Origin of the sequence: Microbacterium algihabitans (genome assembly GCF_032464975.1) — a bacterium.
Lineage (GTDB): Bacteria > Actinomycetota > Actinomycetes > Actinomycetales > Microbacteriaceae > Microbacterium > Microbacterium algihabitans.
This window is the reverse complement of record NZ_JAWDIU010000002.1, coordinates 388,391-411,437: the sequence shown is the minus strand read 5'-3', so window position 1 is coordinate 411,437 and position 23,047 is coordinate 388,391. Positions and strand designations below refer to the sequence as shown.

The 23,047-nt window shown below is 68.2% G+C and carries 19 protein-coding genes and 1 pseudogene; 17 read left to right on the top strand and 3 right to left on the bottom strand.

The window, feature by feature from the left end:
- Window position 1: 1 nt before the first annotated feature.
- Window positions 2-865, bottom strand: coding sequence for a CPBP family intramembrane glutamic endopeptidase (locus RWH43_RS09195; protein WP_316001301.1), 864 nt, complete (start codon window positions 863-865; stop codon window positions 2-4).
- A 163-nt stretch (window positions 866-1,028) separates the two neighbouring features.
- Here RWH43_RS09195 and RWH43_RS09190 point away from each other — a divergent pair, with 163 nt between their 5' ends.
- From RWH43_RS09190 to typA, 10 genes are all read left to right on the top strand, one after another.
- Window positions 1,029-2,648: a peptide ABC transporter substrate-binding protein gene (locus RWH43_RS09190; RefSeq protein ID WP_222123942.1), complete on the top strand. Its 1,620-nt coding sequence runs from the start codon at window positions 1,029-1,031 to the stop codon at window positions 2,646-2,648.
- A gap of 164 nt (window positions 2,649-2,812) precedes the next feature.
- Window positions 2,813-3,742: an ABC transporter permease gene (locus tag RWH43_RS09185; RefSeq protein ID WP_144835187.1), complete on the top strand. Its 930-nt coding sequence runs from the start codon at window positions 2,813-2,815 to the stop codon at window positions 3,740-3,742.
- Window positions 3,732-4,679: an ABC transporter permease gene (locus tag RWH43_RS09180; RefSeq protein WP_144835185.1), complete on the top strand. Its 948-nt coding sequence runs from the start codon at window positions 3,732-3,734 to the stop codon at window positions 4,677-4,679. The genes RWH43_RS09185 and RWH43_RS09180 overlap by 11 nt, the downstream gene beginning before the upstream one ends.
- On the top strand, window positions 4,676-6,340 hold the full coding sequence (locus tag RWH43_RS09175; protein WP_144835183.1) for a dipeptide ABC transporter ATP-binding protein: 1,665 nt from the start codon (window positions 4,676-4,678) through the stop codon (window positions 6,338-6,340). The genes RWH43_RS09180 and RWH43_RS09175 overlap by 4 nt, the downstream gene beginning before the upstream one ends.
- Before the next feature lie 38 nt (window positions 6,341-6,378).
- A complete protein-coding gene (locus RWH43_RS09170) occupies window positions 6,379-6,930 on the top strand; it encodes a hypothetical protein (protein WP_260979793.1) in 552 nt (183 codons plus the stop codon).
- A gap of 221 nt (window positions 6,931-7,151) precedes the next feature.
- Window positions 7,152-8,132, top strand: a complete 981-nt coding sequence (locus RWH43_RS09165; RefSeq protein ID WP_144835179.1) for an ABC transporter permease — start codon at window positions 7,152-7,154, stop codon at window positions 8,130-8,132.
- A 1-nt stretch (window position 8,133) separates the two neighbouring features.
- A complete protein-coding gene (locus RWH43_RS09160) occupies window positions 8,134-9,057 on the top strand; it encodes an ABC transporter permease (RefSeq protein ID WP_144835177.1) in 924 nt (307 codons plus the stop codon).
- Window positions 9,050-11,242, top strand: a complete 2,193-nt coding sequence (locus RWH43_RS09155; RefSeq protein WP_316001300.1) for a dipeptide ABC transporter ATP-binding protein — start codon at window positions 9,050-9,052, stop codon at window positions 11,240-11,242. Before RWH43_RS09160 ends, RWH43_RS09155 begins: the two co-directional genes overlap by 8 nt.
- Before the next feature lie 4 nt (window positions 11,243-11,246).
- Window positions 11,247-12,926: an ABC transporter family substrate-binding protein gene (locus tag RWH43_RS09150; protein ID WP_316001299.1), complete on the top strand. Its 1,680-nt coding sequence runs from the start codon at window positions 11,247-11,249 to the stop codon at window positions 12,924-12,926.
- Window positions 12,927-13,083: 157 nt separating this feature from the next.
- A complete protein-coding gene (gene typA / locus RWH43_RS09145; RefSeq protein WP_316001298.1) occupies window positions 13,084-14,997 on the top strand; it encodes a translational GTPase TypA in 1,914 nt (637 codons plus the stop codon).
- A gap of 414 nt (window positions 14,998-15,411) precedes the next feature.
- On the opposite strand, the gene RWH43_RS09140 is transcribed toward typA, so the two are convergent.
- Window positions 15,412-15,777, bottom strand: a complete 366-nt coding sequence (locus tag RWH43_RS09140) for a DUF2200 domain-containing protein (protein WP_316001297.1) — start codon at window positions 15,775-15,777, stop codon at window positions 15,412-15,414.
- Between the two features lie 153 nt (window positions 15,778-15,930).
- On the opposite strand from RWH43_RS09140, the pseudogene RWH43_RS09135 reads away from it, so the two are divergent.
- Window positions 15,931-17,162, top strand: a pseudogene (locus RWH43_RS09135) (IS30 family transposase).
- Between the two features lie 67 nt (window positions 17,163-17,229).
- Here the strand turns inward: RWH43_RS09135 and RWH43_RS09130 are convergent.
- Window positions 17,230-17,781, bottom strand: coding sequence for a helix-turn-helix domain-containing protein (locus tag RWH43_RS09130; protein WP_144835169.1), 552 nt, complete (start codon window positions 17,779-17,781; stop codon window positions 17,230-17,232).
- A gap of 66 nt (window positions 17,782-17,847) precedes the next feature.
- Here RWH43_RS09130 and RWH43_RS09125 point away from each other — a divergent pair, with 66 nt between their 5' ends.
- The 6 genes from RWH43_RS09125 to RWH43_RS09100 all read left to right on the top strand — a co-directional run bounded on the left by RWH43_RS09125 (window position 17,848) and on the right by RWH43_RS09100 (window position 22,715).
- Window positions 17,848-18,561, top strand: a complete 714-nt coding sequence (locus RWH43_RS09125) for an AzlC family ABC transporter permease (RefSeq protein ID WP_144835168.1) — start codon at window positions 17,848-17,850, stop codon at window positions 18,559-18,561.
- Window positions 18,558-18,872, top strand: coding sequence for an AzlD domain-containing protein (locus RWH43_RS09120; RefSeq protein ID WP_144835166.1), 315 nt, complete (start codon window positions 18,558-18,560; stop codon window positions 18,870-18,872). Before RWH43_RS09125 ends, RWH43_RS09120 begins: the two co-directional genes overlap by 4 nt.
- Window positions 18,873-18,912: 40 nt before the next feature.
- Window positions 18,913-19,311 carry a histidinol dehydrogenase gene (locus tag RWH43_RS09115; protein WP_144835164.1) on the top strand — a complete coding sequence of 133 codons (399 nt, stop codon included), beginning with the start codon at window positions 18,913-18,915 and terminating at the stop codon, window positions 19,309-19,311.
- A gap of 460 nt (window positions 19,312-19,771) precedes the next feature.
- Window positions 19,772-20,092 carry a ferredoxin gene (fdxA, locus tag RWH43_RS09110; protein WP_316001295.1) on the top strand — a complete coding sequence of 107 codons (321 nt, stop codon included), beginning with the start codon at window positions 19,772-19,774 and terminating at the stop codon, window positions 20,090-20,092.
- A gap of 3 nt (window positions 20,093-20,095) precedes the next feature.
- Entirely contained in the window at window positions 20,096-21,199 is a 1,104-nt protein-coding gene (gene dapC / locus RWH43_RS09105; protein WP_316001294.1) for a succinyldiaminopimelate transaminase, read from the top strand.
- A gap of 220 nt (window positions 21,200-21,419) precedes the next feature.
- Window positions 21,420-22,715, top strand: a complete 1,296-nt coding sequence (locus RWH43_RS09100; RefSeq protein ID WP_144835339.1) for a citrate synthase — start codon at window positions 21,420-21,422, stop codon at window positions 22,713-22,715.
- The last annotated feature ends 332 nt before the right edge of the window (window positions 22,716-23,047 follow it).

The window sequence follows — 23,047 nt, the reverse complement described above, 5'->3', positions numbered from 1 at the left end:
CTCAGGGGGTCGGGGTCGGCGTCGACGCCGGCGCGGGCGGCGCGAAGATCGCGGGCCACCAGGCCGCGGCGAGCGGGTAGCCCACGAAGGCGACGATGTCGATGATCGTGTGCGCGATCACCAAGGGCATCACCCTGCCCCAGCGCTTGTAGCACCAGCCGAACACGAGGCCCATCACGACGTTGCCGAGCGCCGACGGCCACCCCTGGTAGAGGTGGTAGCTGCCGCGCAGCAGCGCGGTGGAGACGATGATGCCGGTCCACGACCAGCCGAGGCGGCGCAGGCGATCGAAGAGGAAGCCGAGGAAGATGACCTCCTCGGTGAGGCCGGCGCGCAGCGCCGCCAGTACGAGGAGCGCGATGACCCACCACGACGAGTCGAGCGGGGCGGGAATCACCGTGATGCTCTGCCCGATGGAGCGGCCGATCGCGTAGACGCCGATGCCCGGCGCTCCGATGAGCACGACGAGCAGGACGCCGCGGAGGATGTCGCCGCCGAAGCGGCGGAAGTCGAGCCCGATCCGGCGCAGCGCGTTGTTCGCCGGCTCCCACAGCAGGTAGACCGCGAGGGCGACCAGGGCGAGCGAGAAGAAGATGTCGAGGAACTGGTAGATCGCATCCCACAGCGGCTCGGCGCTGCGCGAGGGGTTCAGCTGCGTCTGCTGCTGCGAGATCGGGGCGCGGGTGGCTGCGCGCACGAACGACACGACCGAGTAGATGGCCGATTGACCCACGCTGACGAGCAGCACGATCGCGATCTCCCAGCCCAGACGCCGACGGTCGTACCGGTCGGCGGGGGAGAGGGTCGGAGGATAGGTCCAGTCGGCTGGACCCCGAAGGGCGCCCGACTTGTCAGATTGCCACATCTGAACCCTTCCGAGTAAATCCTCTGTAACGTTTTTCAGAGGAGTTTGGGGCACCTGGGTAAACGTGCCTAGTGTGTTCTCATCCTGCCCGACGGATCTTCCATGCATCTTGTGCTGCGTGAAAACCTACCCGGGCGACGATCATCCCTTCCCTGGAGGAACTGTGAAGCGCAACAAGATTGCCCTTTCCGGTCTCGCCCTGCTGGGAGCCGTCGGGCTTATGCTCGCCGGCTGCGCAGGCGGAGACTCGGACAGCGGCTCTGCATCCGGCAGCGGCGACGCGTCGGCGATCATCCGGACCAACGGCTCCGAGCCGCAGAACCCGCTGATCCCCACCAACACGAACGAGGTCGGTGGCGGAAAGATCCTCGACTCGATCTTCGCGGGCCTGGTCTACTACGACGCAGACGGCGCCCCGGTGAACGACATGGCCGAGTCCATCGTCACCAACGACCCCCAGAACCTCACGGTCACCCTGAAGAAGGGCCAGAAGTTCACGGACGGCACCGAGGTCAAGGCCGACAACTTCATCAAGGCCTGGAACTACGGCGCGCAGCTGTCGAACAACCAGCTCAACAGCTACTTCTTCGAGGACATCGTCGGTTTCAGCTACGACGCTGACTCCGAGCTCACGGGTCTGAAGAAGGTCGACGACTACACCTTCACGATCGAGCTCTCCAAGCCCGCCGCCGACTTCGCGCTGCGCCTCGGCTACTCGGCGTTCTTCCCGCTGCCCGACTCGGCCTTCGCCGACATGGCCGCGTTCGGTGAGAACCCGATCGGCAACGGCCCGTACAAGCTCGCCAGCGACAGCGCATGGCAGCACAACGTGCAGATCGACCTCGTCAAGAACGAGGACTACCAGGGCGGCCGCACCGTCGCCAACGGTGGTCTGACCGTCGTCTTCTACGCGTCGCAGGACGCGGCCTACGCCGACCTCCTCGGTGGCAACGTCGACGTGATCGACGCGATCCCGCCGGCATCGCAGGCGACCTTCACCTCCGACCTGGGCGACCGCGCGGTCAACCAGCCGGCGGCTGTGTTCCAGTCGTTCACGATCCCCGAGCGCCTCGCGCACTTCAGCGGTGAAGAGGGCAAGCTGCGTCGTCAGGCGCTGTCGATGGCCATCAACCGCGACGAGATCACCAAGACGATCTTCCAGGGCACCCGTACGCCCGCCAGCGACTTCACCTCGCCGGTCATCAACGGCTGGTCCGACTCGCTCGCCGGCTCCGACGTGCTCAAGTACGACGAGGCCAAGGCGAAGGACCTGTGGGCTCAGGCCGACGCCATCTCGCCGTGGACCGGCACCTTCCAGATCGCGTACAACGCCGACGGTGGACACCAGACCTGGGTCGACGCGGTGACCAACTCGATCAAGAACACCCTCGGCATCGACGCGTCCGGCGCGCCGTACCCGACGTTCAAGGAAGCCCGCTCGGCCATCACCGACCGCAGCATCCAGACCGCGTTCCGCACCGGTTGGCAGGCCGACTACCCCGGTCTGTACAACTTCCTCGGACCGCTGTACGCGACCGACGCCTCGTCCAACGACGGTGACTACTCGAACCCCCAGTTCGACCAGCTCCTGAGCGACGGCATCGCCGAGACCGACGTCGACACCCAGAACCAGGACTTCCAGAAGGCCCAGGAGATCCTCCTGCAGGACCTCCCGGCCATCCCGCTCTGGTACTCCAACGTGACCGGTGGCTTCGCCGAAGGCGTGAACAACGTCAAGTTCGGCTGGAACTCGGTGCCGCTGTACTACGAGATCACGAAGTAACCCTTCCGATCTCTGGCCGCGAGGCGGTGACGGATTCGTCACCGCCTCGCGGTCTGCCAGCCAGGCCTCATCACGACGTGTGATAAAACGGCACGGGCCCTTTCGGGGCCGTCCCCCCACGAAAACGTCGGATGAGGCGTTTCCCACGTTCGAAAAGAGAGCGGATGCTCGGCTACATCCTCAGACGTCTGCTGCAGGTGCTCCCCGTGTTCTTCGGGGCCACCCTGCTGATCTACTTCATGGTCTTCGCCATGCCGGGAGACCCGATCCTCGGGCTCTTCGGCGACAAGACCCCCGCCCCGCAGGTCGTCGAAGCCTTGCGGGCCCAATACCACCTGGACCAGCCCTTCATCGTCCAGTACTTCCTCTACATCGGCGGCATCTTCCAGGGTGATCTCGGAACCACGTTCTCGGGTCAGTCCGTCAACGAGGTCCTCGCGCGCACGCTCCCCGTGACGGCGCGTCTGGCGATCATGGCCCTGGCCATCGAGTTCGTGCTCGCCGTCGTGGTCGGCACGATCTCGGCCATCCGCAAGGGCAAGCTGTTCGACAACGTCGCGCTGATCATCGCGCTGCTGTTCGTGGCGCTGCCGATCTTCGTGGCCTGCTTCCTCGCGCAGTACTTCCTCGCGGTCCAACTCGGCTGGTTCCGCCCCACAGTCGGTGCGCAGAACAACTGGGGCGATCTGATCCTGCCGGCCATCGTGCTCGGCTTCAGCCTCTTCGCCACAAGCATGCGCCTGATGCGCGGGTCGGTCATCGACACGCTCAACCAGGACTGGGTGCGCACCGCCTACAGCAAGGGCCTCTCGCGTCGCCGCGTGATCCCCGTGCACGTGCTGCGCAACTCGCTCATCCCGGTCATCACCAACTCCGCGACCAACTTCGGCGTGCTGCTGGTCGGCGCGACCGTCACCGAGGGCATCTTCAACATCCCCGGTGTCGGTAACACGCTGTACCAGGCCACCATCCGCGGAGAGGGCCCGACGGTCGTGTCGTTCGTGACCGTCTTCGTCATCATCTACGTGCTGGTCAACCTGGTCGTCGACCTCCTGTACGGCCTTCTCGACCCGAGGATCCGCTATGTCAAGTAGTCAGTTCCCGGCGCCGCACTACGTCGCGCCGATCAAGACCGAAACGATCTCGGTCGACGCCGTCCGCGTGGCGGCGCGCAAGAGCAACCTGTGGCTCGACGCGTGGCGCGACCTCCGTCGTCGGCCCACCTTCTGGATCGCCCTCGCCGTCATGTTCGTCGTGATCCTCATGGCGATCGCTCCGACGCTGTTCACCCAGGTCCCCCCGAACAACGACTGCCAGCTGTCCAACAGCAACGGCGGACCGCAGGCGGGCCACATCCTGGGCTTCACGTTCCAGGGCTGCGACACGTTCTCGCGCATCGTCTGGGGTGCCCGCACCTCGCTGTCGGTGGGTCTGCTGGCCACCGCGATCGGCACGATCATCGGCCTCATCATGGGCGCGCTGTCGGGCTTCTACGGCGGATGGCTCGACGCGGTGATCTCGCGCGTCGGCGACATCTTCTTCTCGATCCCCTACATCCTCGCGGCCATCGTCGTGATGAGCGTGTTCTCGCAGTACCGCAACGTGCTGACCCTCGCCTTCGCCATCGGCGGGTTCGCGTGGGCCTCCACGGCTCGCGTGGTGCGCGCCGAGGTGCTGCGCGTGCGACAGGCCGACTACGTCGCGGCCTCGCAGGCGCTGGGGCAGACGAAGTTCAAGACGCTGCTCACCCACGTCATCCCGAACGCCATCGCGCCGCTGCTCGTGGTCACCACGATCAGCCTCGCCGCGGCGATCGTCGCCGAGGCGACCCTGTCGTTCCTCGGTGTCGGCCTCGGCGGCAGCACCATGTCGTGGGGCAACGACATCAGCCAGGCGCAGCAGTCGCTGCGCGTCGCGCCCGCGGCGCTCATCTGGCCCTCGGTCGCCCTGACGGTCACGGTGCTGGCGTTCATCCTGCTGGGCGAGCTCATTCGAGACGCCATCGACCCGAGAGCGAGGGCCCGCCGATGAGCGACGCCACCATGACGCCTCTGCTGTCCATTCGCGACCTCAAGGTCGCCTTCGAGGGCGAGGGCGGATCCCGCCAGGTGCTCCACGGCGTGAGCCTCGACGTCTTCCCCGGCCAGACCGTCGCCATCGTCGGCGAGTCGGGCTCGGGAAAGTCGACCACCGCTTCCGCGGTGATCGGTTTGCTCCCCGGCACCGGTCACGTCACCGGCGGCAGCATCACGCTCGACGGGCGCGAGCTGACCGACCTGAGCGCGACGCAGTTCGAGTCGGTGCGCGGCAAGGACATCGGCTACGTTCCTCAGGACCCGATGTCGAACCTCAACCCGGTGTGGAGCATCGGCTTCCAGGTGAAGGAGGCGATCCGTGCGAACGGCATCGCCACCGGTCGCAAGGAGGTCGAGAAGCGCGCGATCGAGGTGCTGAAGCAGGCCGGCCTCGCCGACGCCGAGCGTCGCCTGCACCAGTACCCGCACCAGTTCTCGGGCGGTATGCGCCAGCGCGCGCTCATCGGCATCGGCCTCGCGGCCGACCCGAAGCTCCTGATCGCCGACGAGCCGACCTCGGCCCTCGACGTGACCGTGCAGCGCGTGATCCTCGATCACATGGCCTCGTTGACGCGTGAGCGCGGCACCTCGGTGCTGCTCATCACGCACGACCTGGGACTCGCCGCCGAGCGCGCCGACACCATCGTCGTGATGAACCAGGGCGAGATCGTCGAGTCGGGTCCCAGCCGCGAGATTCTCGAGAACCCGCAGCACCCGTACACCCAGCGCCTCGTCGCCGCTGCGCCCAGCATCGCCTCGCAGCGCATCCAGGCGAAGGTCGAAGACCGCGGCATCCTGCGCGAATCCGACATCGACGCCCCGGCGACCGTCAAGGTCACCGACCTGGTCAAGGAATACAAGATCCGCCAGGGCGGGTTCCGCAGCGAGCAGTTCCGCGCCGTCGACGGGGTCTCGTTCGAGATCCCGCGCGGCAAGACGCTGGCGCTGGTGGGGGAGTCGGGCTCGGGCAAGTCGACGATCGCCAAGATGGTGCTCAAGCTCGAGGAGCCCACGTCGGGCTCGATCGAGGTCGACGGGGTCAACACCGGCAAGCTGAACGCGAAGGACACCTTCAACCTCCGCCGCCGCATGCAGCCGGTGTTCCAGGACCCGTACGGTTCGCTCGACCCTCTGCGCAGCATCGGCAACCTGATCGCCGAGCCGTTGAACATCCACAAGGTGGGCGACAACGCCTCGCGGCGCGCCCGCGTGGAGGAGCTGCTCGAGCAGGTCGCCCTGCCGCAGGAGCTCGCCTCGCGCTACCCCAACGAGCTGTCCGGCGGACAGCGTCAGCGTGTCGCCATCGCGCGCGCACTGGCGCTCAAGCCCGACATCCTCGTGCTCGACGAGGCCGTGTCGGCCCTCGACGTGCTGGTGCAGGCGCAGGTCCTCCAGCTGCTGGCGGAGCTGCAGTCCGAGCTCGGTCTGACCTACCTGTTCATCACGCACGACCTCGCCGTCGTCCGTGTCGCCGCCGACCTGGTGTGCGTCATGGAGCGCGGCAAGCTCGTCGAACAGGGCACGGTCGACGAGATCTTCGCGCAGCCCTCGCAGGAGTACACGCAGCGTCTGCTCGACGCGATCCCCGGCGCTTCGCTGTCGCTGGGTGGCGCGTGACGCGCGACGAGCGATTCCGGGGCACGGAACACCCGCGGGTGTTCCGTGCCCCGTCCGCGGTCGTCGGGCTCGTGCTCGGGGCCGCGCTGGCAGTCGTCCTCCTCGGCGACGCCGCGATCCGGGCGGGGATCGGCGAGATGCTGCTCATCGCCCCGTGGGTGCTGTTGGCGCTCTGGGGCGTGTACGCCCTGCTGTTCGCCCCGCACGTGCGGATCGACGCGAACGGCATCCGGATCCACAACCCGCTGCGCGTCAGCGACATCGCCTGGGCGCGTGTCAGCGACATCGACATGCGCTGGCAGCTAGAGGTGAAGACCGACGAACCGCGGGTCTACAAGGCCTTCGGCGGGCCCGTCGCCGGCCGCCCCGGTCGACCGCCCCTGCGCCGTGGCGACGACGACCGTGCGCGGCGCGAGCCGCCCGCCATCCGCGACCTCCAGGTCATCCAGGACGCGTGGGAGTCGGCTCGACCGACGGCCCCGAAGAACGGCTCCGTCCGTCGTTTCTGGGACATTCCCTCGGCGATTTCCCTCCTGGTTCTGATCGTCTGGGTTATTATCGCTTTGTTCATTTCCGGCGGTCTCCGCTGAGCGCAGTGCTGCGCTCGAGCTGACCGTTCGTGACAAAGCGCCATGTAAGCGCTTTGTTACATTCGTGAAAAGTGTGTTCCCCCCGCGCACATTCCGCGAAAAGCCGACGTAGGGTCGCTGAAGATCCTTAGCCAGGCGAAACAATCGGCGGGGATCTCGAAGGCGAGAGGACCCCCCATGATGCAGACCCCCGAGACGTTCCGGACGGGCATTCGCGCGTCATGACGTTCTACGTTCTGCGCCGGTTCCTGAACTACGCCGTTCTCAGCCTGCTCGCCACGTGCCTTGCGTACGTGCTGGGAAGTGCGCTGCTGCGGCCTCAGGACCGCTTCTACGGCATGAACCCGCGGCCGCCCCAGGAGTCGATCATCGCGAGCCTCGACGCTCTCGGTGCCAACCCCGACGTGCCGATCATCGTGCGCCTGTGGAACTGGTTGGTGAACCTGTTCACCAACTTCTCCCTCGGCACCACGATCGGCGGCCAGGACGTCATGACCGAGATCGCCACGCGCGCCGGCACGAGCCTGCGCCTGCTGCTCATCGGCTCGATCCTCGGCGCCATCGTCGGCGTACTCATCGGCGTGTGGGGCGCGGTGCGCCAGTACCGCGCGAGCGACCAGGTCACGACCTACGCGTCGTACCTCGTGTTCGCGACCCCGACCTTCGTGATCGGCGTGCTGCTGATGATCGCGGCCACCGCCTTCAACAACGCCCTGGGCAACCAGGTGATCCGCTTCACCGGCGAGTACACCGCGGGGGTCGAGGGCTTCGGCCCGATGCTGGCCGACCGTGCCGTGCACCTGCTGCTGCCGACGATCGCGCTCGTGCTCATCAGCGCCGCGTCGTTCTCGCGCTACCAGCGCAGCATGATGCTCGACGTGCTGGGGGCGGACTACATCCGCACCGCCCGCGCGAAGGGTCTGCCGCGCACGCAGGCATTGTTCCGCCACGGCGTGCGCATCGCCCTCATTCCGATGTCGACATTCTTCGCCTACAGCTTCGGCACCTTGATCGCCGGTTCGGCGATGCTCGAGATCGTCTTTTCGTGGCGCGGAATGGGGCAATTCCAGCTCAACGCCGTGACGCAGCAGGACATCAATGCGGTGGCGGGCTCCACGCTTTTCGTCGCCGTGCTCGTCCTGCTTTCTTCGACCCTGTCCGAAGTGCTCTACGCAGCCCTCGACCCGAGAGTGAGGAGCTGACATGACAATGCAGGAAGACGCCCTCGACGGCACCCTCGTCGCCACCAGCCCGGTCACCCGCGCCCGCAAGCCGCTCTCGCGCGGTGCACTGGTGCGCGCACGCCTGCGCAAGATGCCCCGGTTCTGGGTCGGCGCGAGCGTGCTCGTGTTCATCGTGCTCTGGGCCTTCATCGGACCCCTGCTCTCGCCGTGGGACGCCACTCAGCGCGACTTCCTCAACGTCGGCCTCGGCCCGACGCAGTTGCACTGGTTCGGCACCAACGGCATCGGGCAGGACATCTACGCCCAGACGCTCGTCGGCCTGCAGAAGTCGCTCATCATCGGCGCCCTCGCGGGTGTCGGCGCGACCCTGATCGCCGCGGCGGTGGGCTCGGTCGCCGGCTACCTCGGCGGCAAGATCGACGCCGTCATCGGCTGGATCATCCACCTGCTGCTGGTGGTGCCCTCGTTCTTCATCCTCGTGCTGCTGAGCCCGCTGACGCGCGGCCTGTCGTGGCTGGCGCTGACCTTCTTCCTGGCGGTGTTCAGCTGGATGATCCTCGCCCAGGTGGTGCGCAACCAGACCCGGTCGCTGCGCAACCGCGACTTCGTGCGGGCGGCGCGCTACATGGGCATGCCGACCCGGCAGATCCTCGGCCGCCACATCATCCCCAACATCGCGTCGCTGCTGATCATCGACGCGACCCTCGGCATCGTCGCGGCCATCATGGCCGAGACCTCGCTCAGCTACTTCGGCTTCGGCGTGCAGGCGCCCGACGTCTCGCTCGGCACCCTGCTGTCGGCGGGCACCTCGGCCGCCGTGACCCGCCCGTGGCTGTTCGTGTACCCCGCCGGCGTGCTGATCGTGCTGCTCCTGGCCATCAGCCTCATCGGCGACGCGCTGCGCGACGCCATCGACCCCACTTCGGGAGCGAACCGTGACTGACCCCCGTTCCGCCACCCTGCTGTCGTCGACCGGACGCCAGCCGCTGCTGTCGGTCCGCGACCTCAGCGTGACCTTCCCCCAGCGCGAGGGCAACGCCGTCCGCGCCGTCCGCGGCATCTCCTATGACGTGCACGAGGGCGAGTTCCTCGGCATCGTCGGAGAGTCCGGTTCCGGTAAGAGCGTGTCGTCGCTCGCGGTGATGGGGCTGCTGCCCTCGAACGCCCGCGTCGAGGGCGACATCGTCTACGACGGTCGGTCGCTGCTGGCGATGAACGATGCCCAGCTGTCGAAGATCCGCGGCGCCGAGCTCGCGATGGTCTTCCAAGACCCGCTGTCGGCGCTCACCCCGGTCTACACGGTGGGCGACCAGATCTCCGAGGGCCTGCGCCTGCACGACAAGGCACTGTCGGCCCAGGCCGCGCACGCCCGCTCGGTCGAGCTGCTCAAGCTCGTCGGCATCCCGGATGCCGAGCGTCGGGCCCGCGCGTACCCGCACGAGTTCTCGGGCGGTATGCGTCAGCGCGCGATGATCGCCATGGCCATCGCCAACGATCCGCGGGTCATCATCGCCGACGAGCCCACCACGGCGCTCGACGTGACGATCCAGGCGCAGATCCTCGAGGTGCTGCAGAAGGCCCGCGAGGTCACGGGCGCCGCCGTCGTGCTCATCACGCACGACCTCGGCGTCGTGGCCGGTCACGCCGACCGCGTCGCGGTGATGTACGCGGGCAAGCTCGTCGAGCGCGGCTCGGTCGACGAGATCTTCCACGACCCGCACATGCCCTACACGGTGGGTCTGCTGCGCTCGGTGCCGAACATGCAGACCGCCGGCTCGCAGCGTCTGGTGCCGTTGGAGGGACGCCCGCCGTCCCTCGCGAGCCTGCCCAAGGGGTGCCCCTTCGCGGCGCGCTGCCCGATCGCGATCGACGCGTGCCACGACATCGAGCCCGAGCTCGCGATGCACGGCACCGACCCCGATCACGTCTCGGCCTGCATTCGCGCCGACGAGATCGCGTCCGGTGCCCTCGCCCGCCCCGACATCTTCCCCCGCCCCGAGGCGCTGGGCGAGATCCCGCCGCTGCGTCCCGACGTCACCCCGGCCGTCGAGGTCACCGATCTGACGAAGCACTTCCCGCTGATGAAGGGCTCGGTCTTCCCGCGCCGCATCGGCACGGTGCGCGCCGTCGACGGCATCTCGTTCTCGATCCAGCCCGGTCGCACCATGGGCCTGGTGGGGGAGTCGGGGTGCGGGAAGACGACGACGATCCTCGAGATCATGGAGATGGTCGCGCCCCAGAGCGGCAGCATCCGCATCAACGGCACCGACGTGGCCACCGTGAGCCGCAAAGACAAGGCGACGCTGCGCAAGGGCATCCAGATCGTCTTCCAAGACCCGATGGGCGCGATCGACCCGCGCCTGCCGGTCGGCGAGGTCATCACCGAGCCGCTGCTGGTGCAGGGCGTGCCCCGTGCCGAACGCGACCGCAAGATGACCGAGCTGCTCGAGCTCGTCGGCCTCGACCCCAACATGTCGGACCGCTACCCGCACGAGTTCTCGGGCGGTCAGCGTCAGCGCATCGGCATCGCCCGCGCCCTCGCGACCGACCCCGCCGTCGTCGTGCTCGACGAGCCGGTCTCGGCCCTCGACGTCTCGATCCAGGCCGGTGTCATCAATCTGCTCGAAGACCTCAAGGAACGCCTCGGCCTGTCGTTCCTCTTCGTCGCGCACGACCTCGCCGTGGTCCGTCAGATCGCCGACGACGTCTCGGTCATGTACCTCGGGCGCATCGTCGAGCAGGGTCCCGTCGACGCGGTGTTCGACGACCCCCGGCATCCGTACACCAAGGCCCTCATCTCGGCCGCGCCCATCCCGGATCCGCGCATCGAGCGCGCGCGCACCCGCATCCTGCTCGACGGCGACCTGCCGAGCCCGACGCAGGAGATCTCCGGATGCCGCTTCCGCACGCGCTGCCCGCTGTACCGCCTGCTGCCCGACGCCGACCGGCGCCGGTGCGACTCCGACGACCCCGGTCTGCGCTCTTCGGCGCGCTCCGAGGTGGCGTGCCACTACGCCGAACGCTCCGACCTCGTCCTCGAGACGGCGTCGGTCGCGTCCCCCCGAACGTCTTCGATCGACGGCACCACGGCGTCGGAGACCCTCCCCGATCACCAACGAGAGGACTGATCACATGAAGATCCGCAAAGCGAAGGGGCTCGGCGCCCTCACGCTGCTGAGCGTCGCCGCCCTGGCGATCGCCGGCTGCGCGCCGGGCAACACGGCGGCTCCGTCCGCCAACCCCGAGGACCAGAACTCGCTGCCCTCGACCGCGTGGGTCCGCGCCGACGCCGCCGACGTGCAGGACGGCGGAACCCTCACGCTGGCCGTCGACTCGATGCCCGTCAACTGGAACAACTTCCAGATCGACGGCAATGAGGCCAACACCAACGACATCATCTCGGCGATGCAGGGTGGCCCCATCAAGATCGACGAGTCGGGCAAGCCGGTCGTCAACGAGGACTACGCCTCGTCGGTCGAGCTGACCAACGAGAGCCCCCAGACGGTCGAGATCAAGCTGAACCCGGATGCCGTGTGGGAGGACGGGACGCCCATCACCGTCGCCGACTACCAGGCGACCTGGAAGGCCAACAACGGCTCGAACCCCGAATACGTCGTCATCTCCACCACCGGCTGGGACCAGATCGAATCGGTCGAGCAGGGCACGGACGAGTTCGACGTCATCATCACGTTCTCGTCGGTGTACGCCGACTGGCAGGGTCTGCTCGGTCAGATCCTCCCCGCCTCGGCCGCGAGCGACCCGAACACCTTCAACACGGGCTACCTCACCACGGCCCTTCCCTCTTCGGGTCCCTTCCTCCTGGGCTCGTTCGACTCGACGGCCGGCATCGCCACCCTCGAGCGCAACCCCAAGTGGTGGGGCCAGGCGCCCAAGCTCGAGACGATCGTCTACCGCGCGGTGAGCCAGGACCAGCAGGGCACCTCGTTCAGCAACGGTGAGATCGACGCGCTGAACATCAGCGCCAACGCCGACCTCTACCAGACCGCTCAGAACGTGCAGGGCGCCGAGATCCAGGCCTCCAACGGTCTGACCTGGACGCACATCACCATGCGCGCCTCCGACGGTCCGCTGGCCGACGTCAACGTCCGCAAGGCCGTGGCATCCATCGTCAACCGCGAGCAGATCGCCAACACGGCGAACTCGCCCGTCGGCGTCCCCGCCATCACGCAGGGCAGCTACGTGTTCATGCCCGGTCAGGACGGCTACACCGACGAGGCGCTGCCCTACGACACCGACGCCGGTGCCAAGTACCTCGAAGACGCCGGTTACACCAAGGACGGCGACTCCTGGGTCAAGGACGGCACCCCTCTGAAGTTCTCGGTCACCGTCCCCGCCGACACCGCCACGAACATTCAGCGTGCCGAGCAGATCCAGGCCGACCTCAGCGAGTTCGGCATCCCGGTCGACCTGAACACCGTGCCCGTGGGCGGTTACTTCAGCGACTACATCATCCCCGGTGACTTCGAGATGGTGACGTTCTCGTGGCGCGGTACCGCGTACCCGATCTCGTCGAGCGAGTCGCTGTTCTCGCCCGTCGACTCGGCGCAGAACTACACCGGCATCACCGACCCGCAGCTGGCGGACCTGTGGCAGAAGGCCAACACCGACCTCGACCCCGACTCGCGCCTGAAGACGGCCGAGGAGATCGACAAGGTGCTGTGGTCGTACGTGCCGATCATCCCGATCGCGCCGCTGCCCAACGTCTACGCCGTCAAGCAGGGTCTCGTGAACTGGGGCGCCACCCAGTTCGAGACCGTCGACTGGACGATCGTGGGCTTCCAGAACAGCTGACGCACCTCGTGAAAAGGGGGCGGGGTCCTGCGGGATCCCGCCCCTTTCGTGCGTCCGGACCGTTCCTGAACGTCCGCTGCCGGGAGTGTCGGCGCGGGCCGGTAGACTAGAGACGCCCGATTCCGGGCACCACCCCGAATTTTCCTGGAGACCCTCCATGGCGCACGCCCTTCGTCCTGACCTCCGTAACGTCGCGATCGTCGCGCACGTCGACCACGGCAAGACGACTCTCGTCGACGCCATGCTCCGCCAGACCGGCTCGTTCGGCGACCACGCGCACGTCGAAGAGCGCGCGATGGACTCGAACGACCTCGAGCGCGAAAAGGGCATCACGATCCTCGCCAAGAACACGGCGATCACCTACAACGGTGTGCACACCGAGGTTCCGGTCACGATCAACGTGATCGACACCCCCGGCCACGCCGACTTCGGTGGAGAGGTCGAGCGCGGCCTGTCGATGGTCGACGGCGTCGTGCTGCTCGTCGACGCGTCCGAGGGGCCGCTGCCCCAGACGCGCTTCGTGCTGCGCAAGGCCCTCGAGGCCAAGCTCCCCGTCATCCTGCTGGTCAACAAGACCGACCGCCCCGACGCGCGCATCGCCGAGGTCGAAGAAGAGGCGCACGACCTGCTGCTGGGCCTCGCGTCCGACCTCGTCGACGACGTGCCCGACCTCGACGTCGACGCGCTGCTCGACGTCCCCGTCGTGTACGCCTCGGGCCGCGCGGGTGCCGCGTCGCTCAACCGTCCCGACAACGGCTCGCTGCCCGACAACGAAGACCTCGAGCCGCTCTTCGGTGCGATCCTCGAGCACGTTCCGGCTCCCGCCTTTGACGACGAGGCTCCGCTGCAGGCCTGGGTCACCAACCTCGACTCCTCGCCGTTCCTCGGTCGCCTCGCGTTGCTGCGCGTGTTCAACGGCACGCTGAAGAAGGGCCAGACCGTGGCCTGGGTGCGCGCCGACGGCACCACCAGCAACGCCCGCATCACCGAGCTGCTGAAGACCCGCGCCCTCGAGCGCTACCCCGCCGAAGACGCCGGCCCCGGTGACATCGTCGCCATCGCCGGTTTCCCCGACATCACCATCGGCGAGACCATTGCCGACCCCGACGACGTGCGCCCGCTCAAGGCGATCACCGTCGACGACCCGGCCATCTCGATGACCATCGGCACCAACACCTCGCCCCTCATGGGCAAGGTCAAGGGTCACAAGCTCACCGCCCGCATGGTGAAGGACCGCCTCGACCGCGAGCTCATCGGTAACGTCTCGCTCAAGGTCGTCGACATCGGACGCCCCGACGCGTGGGAGGTCCAGGGCCGCGGCGAGCTGGCGCTGGCCATCCTGGTCGAGAACATGCGTCGCGAGGGCTTCGAGCTCACTGTCGGCAAGCCTCAGGTGGTCACCAAGCGCGGCGAAGACGGCAAGCTCAAGGAGCCCTTCGAGCACCTCACCATCGACGCGCCCGAAGAGCACCTCGGTGCGATCACGCAGCTGATGGCCGCCCGCAAGGGCCGCATGGACAACATGACGAACCACGGCACCGGCTGGGTGCGCATGGAGTTCGTCGTGCCCTCGCGCGGTCTGATCGGTTTCCGCAGCGAGTTCCTCACGATCACGCGCGGCACCGGCATCGCGAACGCGATCTCGCACGGCTACGACGACTGGGCCGGCTCGATCACGACCCGTCAGAACGGCTCGATCGTCGCCGACCGCATGGGTGTCGTCACCCCGTTCGCCATGATCGCCCTGCAGGAGCGCATGAGCTTCTTCGTGCAGCCCACCGAAGAGGTCTACGAGGGCATGGTCATCGGCGAGAACTCGCGCGCCGACGACATGGACGTCAACATCACCAAGGAGAAGAAGCTCACGAACATGCGTTCGTCGACCTCCGACTCCTTCGAGTCGATGACGCCCCCGCGCATCCTCACGCTCGAGGAGTCGCTGGAGTTCGCCCGCGACGACGAATGCGTCGAGGTCACGCCCGAGAAGGTGCGCATCCGCAAGGTCGAGCTCGACGCGACCGCGCGCGGTCGCTCCGCTTCGCGCCTGAAGCGTCAGGACGCCAACGCGTAAGCATCCCCGTCCTGAACGGCCCCGCCCAGCCTCGTGCTCGGCGGGGCCGTTCGCGTTCCGGGATGCGTGGCCAGGTGGCTGAGCCTGTCGAAGCCCCCGGTTTCGCCGCGGAGGTGGCTGAGCCTGTCGAAGCCCTCGGTTTCGCCGCGGAGGTGGCTGAGCCTGTCGAAGCCCCCGGTTTCGCCGCGGAGGTGGCTGAGCCTGTCGAAGCCCCCGGTCCCGGCGCAGGTGGCTGAGCCTGTCGAAGCCCCCCCGGTCTCGGCGCAGGTGGCTGAGCCCGTCGAAGCCCCCGGTCTCGGCGCAGGTGGCTGAGCCTGTCGAAGCCTCCGGTTCCCCGCGTAGGTGGCCGATCCTGTCGCAGCCCCCGGTCCCTTCGACAGGCTCAGGGACCTTCGCCGGTCGCGCGCCGCGACCTCACCCCTGGGCGGCGGCAGGGGCAGGCGTGCGCATGACCTTCGCGAGCGCCTTACCCTTCGCCAGTTCGTCGACGACCTTGTCGAGCAGGCGGATCCGGTACATCAGCGGGTCGTGGATCTGCTCGACCCGCACTCCACACACCACGCCGGTGATCTCCGACGCCTGCGGGGTGAGTCGCGCGTCGTCGAAGAACTCGCGGAACGTGGTCGTCCCCCGGGCATGGCGGGCGAGCTCCGCCTCACTGAGCCCGGTGAGCCAACGGATCACGGCGTCGAGCTCGTCGACGGTGCGCCCTTTGCGCTCGACCTTCGCGACGTACAACGGGTAGACCGACGAGAAGGGCATGTCGAAGACGCGGGACATGCCTGCACGATAGCTTCGCCGCCGGCAGCTGTCGACGCGCGCCCTCGCTCGCCGGCGGCGGGTTCGAGACCTCTCGAGTGTCCACAACACTCCGCTGGCCGTCGGGTGGTCTCCAGTTTCTAGCGCAACACCCTCGCGTGGGGAGGGTTGCGGATGCCGAGGAAATTGGCGTGGGAGGAGCGGGCTGCGGTTCTGCGGGCGGTGGCCGGGGGCCAGTCGTTGGAAGCGGTGTCGCGGTGGTCGGGTGTTGATCGCGTGACGATCGGACGGTGGGCGAGGCTGTCGGGCATGCGAGTGCGTGATGGTCGTGTGGGCGGGGTGGAGCCGGCGGATCTGGGTCGGGTGGTGTCGGGATCGCCCGGGAGGTCGTATCGGCGGTTGACGTTGGCGGATCGTTCGCTGATCCAGGCGGCGTTGGCGTCGCCGACGCCGTGGGGGGGGGTCGTGCGATCGCGCGGGAGCTGGGGGTGTCTGCCTCGACGGTGTCGCGGGAGATCCGCGCGCATCGGGTGAGGCATTGGGATCGGCTGTTTTACGACGCGGGTGTTGCGCATTACCGGGCGCTGCGTTCTCGTCTGCGGTATCGGGTTGGCAAGTTGGCGGACCCGGCGTTGCGGGCGGAGGTCGTGTCACGCTTGAACGAGAGGTACTCCCCGCAGCAGGTTGCGGGTGAGTTGAAGCGGGCGTTCCCGGATCGGGCGGAGATGCAGGTGTCCCACGAAACGATCTACCAAGCGCTGTATCTGCAGGGACGAGGCGCATTGCGCCACGAACTCACTGTCGAAAAGGCGCTGCGATCCGGGCGGAAAGGACGTCTTCCGCAATCGAAGCTTCCCCCGCGATCGAGCCGGCCCTGGTTGGAGGGAGCGCGGTTATCCCACCGTCCCCCGGAAGTCACCGATCGCGCCGTTCCCGGTCATTGGGAAGGGGACCTGGTAGTCGGGCCGGGCAATTCCGGCATCGTCACTCTGGTCGAACGCAAGACGCGCTACGCGCTGCTGGGGCGGCTTCCCGGAACCCGCGACAGCGCAACCGTCACCGATGTTCTCGCCCGCATGATCGAGCACCTCCCCGCAACGCTCGCTCGCACCATCACCTGGGATCAGGGCACCGAAATGGCATCCCACAAAGCATTCACCGTCAAAACCGGATGCCCGGTGTTCTTCTGCGATCCGCATTCGCCCTGGCAGCGCGGCACCAACGAGAACACCAACGGCCTGATCCGTGATTTCTATCCAAAAGGCACCGACTTCAACACCGTCACCGACGACGACCTCGCCGAAACCCAACGCCTGCTCAACATCCGCCCCCGCCAAACCCTTCAGTTCCGCAGCCCACATGCCATGCTGACCGAACTGATTAACGGTGTTGCACTAGCCACCTGAGACCACCCAAAAAGGGTGCGGCGTGTTCTGGACACTCAACGAGGGGGCGGGGCGCCAGCCCGGGGCGTCAGCGCGACTCGACCACGCACACCGCGCTCATGCCGGGCGTGAGCGCCTCGAACACGTGCGGGGCATCGCCCGGATACGACAGGTAATCGCCGGGCGAGAGCTCGAAGGGGTCGTCGACCGGGCCGACCATTCCGCGCCCCGACACCATGACGAGGTGCTCGATCGTGCCGCGCGGGTGCGGGTCGGACCGTCGCGGCGTGCCGGGCTCGGCCGACAGCAGGTAGATGTCGCGGCGGGCGTGCGGCGGGCTTGCCGAGAGCAGGACGGCGATGTAGTCGGATGCCGACGACGCCACGGCCGTTCCGGCTTCGCCCGCGCGGATCAGGGTGGGGGAGTGCACCCCCTCGTCGACGAAGTCGGCGAACGGGATCTCGAGGGTCGACGCGAGAGCCCACAGCGTCTCGACACTGGGATTACCGCCGCCGTTCTCCAGCTGCGACACGGTCGCCTTCGCCACGCCCGCGCGCCGCGCGAGCTCGCTGACGCTGAGGTCGCGCCTCTCGCGCTCGCGCCGGAGGGTCGTCGCGATGCGGTCGCCGAGCTCGGTCATGCGTTCATTATGCTCACCGTTCGTTCGACTTGACGAACGACCGCCCGATCGTTCACGATGATGTCCATGCGTTCGATCCACCGAACACCCGAGGGGGTGGCCGCCCGGCAAGGTCTCGCCGTAGCCCTCGCCACGAGCGCCTACGGTGTCTCGTTCGGCGCCGTGTCGGTGGCATCCGGACTCGACGTGTGGCAGACGTGCGTGCTCAGCCTGCTCATGTTCACCGGCGGCTCGCAGTTCGCGTTCGTCGGGGTGATCGCGGCGGGAGGACTCGCAGCCGCCCCCGCGGCTATCGCGTCGTCAGTGCTGCTCGGTGTGCGAAACGCCGCGTACGCGATGCGCATGGCGCCGATCGTCGGTGGGGGAGGGTGGCGCAAGGCCGCCGCGACGCAGTTCACGATCGACGAGTCGACGGCGGTCGCGCTCGCCCAGACCGAGCCGCGTGCGCGTCAGACCGGGTTCTGGGTCACCGGCATCGCGATCTGGGTCGGCTGGAACCTCTCGACTCTCCTCGGCGCGCTACTGGGGGACGTGTTGGGCGATCCGCGCACGTACGGCCTCGACGCCGCAGCCGCCGCGGCCTTCCTCGCGTTGCTCTGGCCTCGGCTGCGCGGACGTCAGCCCCTCGCCGTCGCCGCGGGCGCCGCTGCCGTGGCGGCGCTGCTCACGCCGTGGCTCATGCCCGGCATCCCGGTCATCGCCGCAGCCGGCGTCGCGATCGCGGTCGGACTGTTCGACCGGCGCCCCGCAGCGGTGTCGTCAGAGGGGCGGATGCCATGACCCTCTGGACCGCCGTGCTCGCGGCATCCGTCATCTGCGTCGCCCTCAAGGCCACCGGCTATCTGCTGCCCGCGCACTGGCTCGACAAGCCCCGCCCCGCCCGCATCGCCGATCTGCTGACCGTGGCCCTCCTCTCGGCCCTCGTCGTGGTGCAGACCCTCGGCGCGGGTCAAGCGATCGTCGTCGACGCGCGGCTGCCCGCGGTCGGCGTCGCGGCGCTGCTGCTGTGGCTGCGCGCCCCGTTCCTCGTGGTCGTCGTCGGTGCGGCGGTGACGGCGGCGCTGCTGCGCCTGTGGGGCTGGGCGACCTGAGCCTCGGGTGGCGCATAGCCCGCGCTCCTAGACTGATCCGATGGGTTCCACTGTGCTTCGGATCGTCGGCTGGGCGGTCGCTCTCCTCGTCGGCGCCTTCTACGGCGCGGCCGGAACCGTCGGGCAGGCGTTCATGCTCGGCCCCGTGCCGGTCGGCCTGGTGCTCGCCACGATCGGCAGTGCCGCGTTGCTGATCGCTCTGCGCACGCTCACGGGCGACCGCGTCAACGCGCTGTTCGGGGGCCTCGGCATCACGGCGGCGACCTTCCTGTTCTCGCAGGTGGGACCCGGAGGCTCCGCGATCGTGGCCGCACCGACCCCGGGTACCGAGTGGGTGCCGCTGCTGTGGACGATCGTCGGCCCCGCGCTGATGGCGCTGGTGGCGTTCTGGCCCGACCTCTCGCACCTGCGTGCGCCGGCGGCATCCGCCCAGTCCTGACGGCCGGGAGGTGGCTGAGCTTGTCGAAGCCACCGGGCGGGCGTGCGCGCGGTTCCGGTCGGGGAGGTGGCTGAGCCTGTCGAAGCCCCCGGGCGCGTGTGCGTGGGGTTCCGGCCGGGGAGGTGGCTGAGCCTGTCGAAGCCCCCGGGCGTGCGCGGGGGTTCCGGTCCCTTCGACGGGCTCAGGGACCTGGGCGGGCGTGCGTCCCTTCGGTCGGGGAGGTGGCTGAGCCTGTCGAAGCCCCCGGGCGCGCGCGGGGGTCCGGTCCCTTCGACGGGCTCAGGGACCTGGGTGGGCGTGCGTGCGTGGAGTCCGGTCCCTTCGACAGGCTCAGGGACCTGGGTGGGCGGGCGTCTGTGGGGGTCCGGTCCCTTCGACAAGCTCAGGGACCTGGGCCGCGGATCATAGGTCAGCGGCTCGGCGGCGAGGCCGGGTGCCCGGTCGCGATTAGACTGAGCGGGTGACTTACGTGATCGCCCTCCCGTGTGTCGATGTCAAAGACCGCGCCTGCATCGATGAGTGTCCTGTCGACTGCATCTACGAGGGTGAACGATCGCTCTACATCCACCCCGACGAGTGCGTCGACTGCGGCGCGTGCGAGCCGGTCTGCCCCGTCGAGGCCATCTACTACGAAGACGACCTTCCCGAAGAGTGGTCCGACTACTACAATGCCAACGTCGAGTTCTTCGACGACATCGGCTCGCCCGGTGGTGCCGCCAAGGTCGGCGTGATCGCCAAGGACCACCCGGTCATCACCGCGCAGCCCCCGCAGGCGCACTGACCCGTGGGCGTCGCCGACCTCGCCGACTACCCGTGGGACGCGGTCGCCCCCTACGCGGAGCGCGCCCGACGCCACCCTGACGGCATCGTCGACCTGTCGATCGGGTCGCCCGTCGATCCCACGCCGCAGGTCATCGCCGAGGCTCTGGCCGACGCGACCGATGCACACGCTTACCCGCAGACCGCCGGCACCCCGGCGCTCCGCGAGGCCATCGCCGAGTGGTACCACCGCCGTCGCGGGGTTCCCGGCCTGAGCGCGGCGAACGTGCTGCCGACCGTCGGCTCGAAAGAGCTGGTGGCTCTGCTTCCGCTGCTGCTCGGCCTCGGACCGGGTGACGCCGTCGTGCACCCGCGGGCCGCGTACCCCACCTACGAGGTCGGTGCGCGTCTCGTCGGCGCCGAGCCGGTGGCATCCGACGACCCTTCTTCGTGGCCCGCGAACGCTCGGCTGATCTGGATCAATTCCCCGGGCAACCCCGATGGACGCGTGCTCTCGACGGACGAGTTGGCGGATGCCGTGGCGCGAGCCCGCGAGATCGGCGCGGTCCTCGCCTCCGACGAGTGCTACGCGGAGCTCGGGTGGGACGCCCCGTGGGACCAGCAGCCCGTGCCGAGCGTGCTGGATCCGGCCGTCGTCGCCGACGACCTCACCGGCGTGCTGTCGGTGTACTCGCTCAGCAAGCAGTCGAACCTCGCCGGGTACCGCGCAGCCTTCCTGGCCGGCGACCCCGCGCTCGTCTCGCGTCTGCTGACCGGACGCAAGCACCTCGGCCTCATGCCTCCCGCCCCCGTGCAGCGTGCGATGACCGTCGCGCTCGGCGATGACGAGCACGTGGCTGTGCAGCGCGAGCGCTACGCCCGCCGTCGTGCGGTGCTCAAGCCCGCGATCGAGGCCGCCGGCTTCACGATCGACCGCAGCGAGGGCGGCCTGTACCTCTGGGCCACCGAGGGGCGCGACGCCTGGGAGAGCCTCGACCGTCTGGCCGATCTCGGCATCCTGGTGGGTCCGGGTCATTTCTACGGAACCCACTTCCCGCAGCATGTGCGCTTCTCGCTCACCGCGACCGACGAGCGCATCGACGCCGCGGCGGAGCGTCTGCGGGCCTGACCAGGAGGTTCCCTCCATTCGATGGGGGCGACCTTTGGCGGTGTCATCTGTACGCCGGAGTGCCTACTAGGCTGTAAAGGCAGGTCGTTCGGGGTCATCCTCCGCGCGCCCCGCCGACCCGGATGCCATTCCCGTGGCATCCAGAGGGCGAGAAGATCGCGGGGTGCCGCAACCCCCCGCGTTCGACCACACGGGCGACCAGAAATCGCAAGGAGGCGCGGTGAGCGACGCGGGCACGCAGCAGGACAAGGCCACTCTGACGGTAGGGGGCTCCACCGCCGAATTCCCGGTCCTGCGAGGCACCGACGGCGTCCCGAGCATCGACATCGCGTCGCTGACCAAGCAGACCGGGCACACCACGCTCGACTACGGCTTCGTCAACACGGCGTCGACGAAGTCCGACATCACCTACATCGACGGCGACCAGGGCATCCTCCGCTACCGCGGGTACCCCATCGAGCAGCTGGCGAAGAACAGCACCTACCTCGAGGTCGCCTGGCTGCTCATCTACGGCGAGCTTCCCTCGGCATCCGAGCTGGCGTCGTTCGACGAGCGCATCCGCCGTCACACGCTGCTGCACGAAGACCTCAAGAGCCTCTTCTCGGCACTGCCGCCGACGGCTCACCCCATGTCGGTGCTCTCGGCCGCGACCGCCGCCCTCTCGACGTACTACGAGTCGGAGTCCGACCCGCACAACCCCGAGCACGTCGAGCTCAACACCGTCCGCATGCTCGCCAAGCTCCCCGTGATCGCGGCGTACGCGCACAAGAAGAGCATCGGTCAGGCGTTCCTGTACCCCGACAACTCGCTGTCGTTCGTCGACAACTTCCTCAAGCTCAACTTCGGCGTGCACAGCGAGCCCTTCGAGGCCAACCCGGTCATGACGAAGGCCCTCGACCTGCTGCTGATGCTGCACGAGGACCACGAGCAGAACGCTTCGACCTCGACCGTGCGCCTGGTCGGCTCGACCGGAGCGAACCAGTTCGCGTCGATCTCCGCCGGCATCCAGGCGCTGTCCGGCCCCCTGCACGGTGGCGCGAACGAGGCCGTGCTGCAGATGCTCGCGCGCATCCGCGACTCGGGCGAGAGCGTCGAACGGTTCGTCGAGCGGGTGAAGAACAAGGAGCAGGGCGTCAAGCTCATGGGCTTCGGTCACCGCGTCTACAAGAACTACGACCCGCGCGCGAAGCTCGTCAAGGAGTCGGCCGACGAGGTGCTCACCGCGCTCGGCGTCAGCGACCCGCTTCTCGACCTCGCCAAGGAGCTGGAGCAGATCGCCCTCGAGGACGACTACTTCAAGGAGCGTCGCCTCTACCCGAACGTCGACTTCTACACCGGCGTGATCTACAAGGCGATGGGCTTCCCCACGCGCATGTTCACGGTGCTGTTCGCGATCGGCCGCCTGCCCGGCTGGCTCGCCCAGTGGCGCGAGGCGATCAACGACCCCCAGACGAAGATCGGCCGCCCGCAGCAGCTGTACACGGGTGCCGCCGAGCGCAACTACCCCGGCGTCTGATCCGGCCGGAAACGCCCCGTCCCTCTTGCGAGGGGCGGGGCGTTTCGCCGTGTGCGGCGGGGATGTGTCGCTGATTCTCCCCATGTCCCACTCTGTGCTGTCTGGGGTGCCGCCAGGGAGCCGTTTTTGGGACATGGTCTGCGCACATCAGGACATGGTCGGCGAGGGCGGTTCGCCCTGCATCCATGTCCCACTTTGTGCTGCCTGGGGCGCTGCCAGGTAGCCGTTTGTGGGACATGGTCTGCGCATATGGGGACATGGTGGGCGAGGGCGGTTGGACCTGCACCCATGTCCCACTTTGTGCTGCCCGGGGCGCTGCCAGGCAGCCGTTT

Coding starts and splice junctions, on each gene's coding strand:
- RWH43_RS09115 (WP_144835164.1), top strand. CDS start 18,913: ATGGGTTCCACTGTGCTTCGGATCGTCGGCTGGGCGGTCGCTCTCCTC.
- RWH43_RS09125 (WP_144835168.1), top strand. CDS start 17,848: ATGCGTTCGATCCACCGAACACCCGAGGGGGTGGCCGCCCGGCAAGGT.
- RWH43_RS09130 (WP_144835169.1), bottom strand. CDS start 17,781: ATGACCGAGCTCGGCGACCGCATCGCGACGACCCTCCGGCGCGAGCGC.
- RWH43_RS09180 (WP_144835185.1), top strand. CDS start 3,732: ATGTCAAGTAGTCAGTTCCCGGCGCCGCACTACGTCGCGCCGATCAAG.
- RWH43_RS09195 (WP_316001301.1), bottom strand. CDS start 865: ATGTGGCAATCTGACAAGTCGGGCGCCCTTCGGGGTCCAGCCGACTGG.
- RWH43_RS09150 (WP_316001299.1), top strand. CDS start 11,247: ATGAAGATCCGCAAAGCGAAGGGGCTCGGCGCCCTCACGCTGCTGAGC.
- RWH43_RS09160 (WP_144835177.1), top strand. CDS start 8,134: ATGACAATGCAGGAAGACGCCCTCGACGGCACCCTCGTCGCCACCAGC.
- RWH43_RS09140 (WP_316001297.1), bottom strand. CDS start 15,777: ATGTCCCGCGTCTTCGACATGCCCTTCTCGTCGGTCTACCCGTTGTAC.
- RWH43_RS09175 (WP_144835183.1), top strand. CDS start 4,676: ATGAGCGACGCCACCATGACGCCTCTGCTGTCCATTCGCGACCTCAAG.
- typA (WP_316001298.1), top strand. CDS start 13,084: ATGGCGCACGCCCTTCGTCCTGACCTCCGTAACGTCGCGATCGTCGCG.
- RWH43_RS09185 (WP_144835187.1), top strand. CDS start 2,813: ATGCTCGGCTACATCCTCAGACGTCTGCTGCAGGTGCTCCCCGTGTTC.
- RWH43_RS09165 (WP_144835179.1), top strand. CDS start 7,152: ATGACGTTCTACGTTCTGCGCCGGTTCCTGAACTACGCCGTTCTCAGC.
- RWH43_RS09120 (WP_144835166.1), top strand. CDS start 18,558: ATGACCCTCTGGACCGCCGTGCTCGCGGCATCCGTCATCTGCGTCGCC.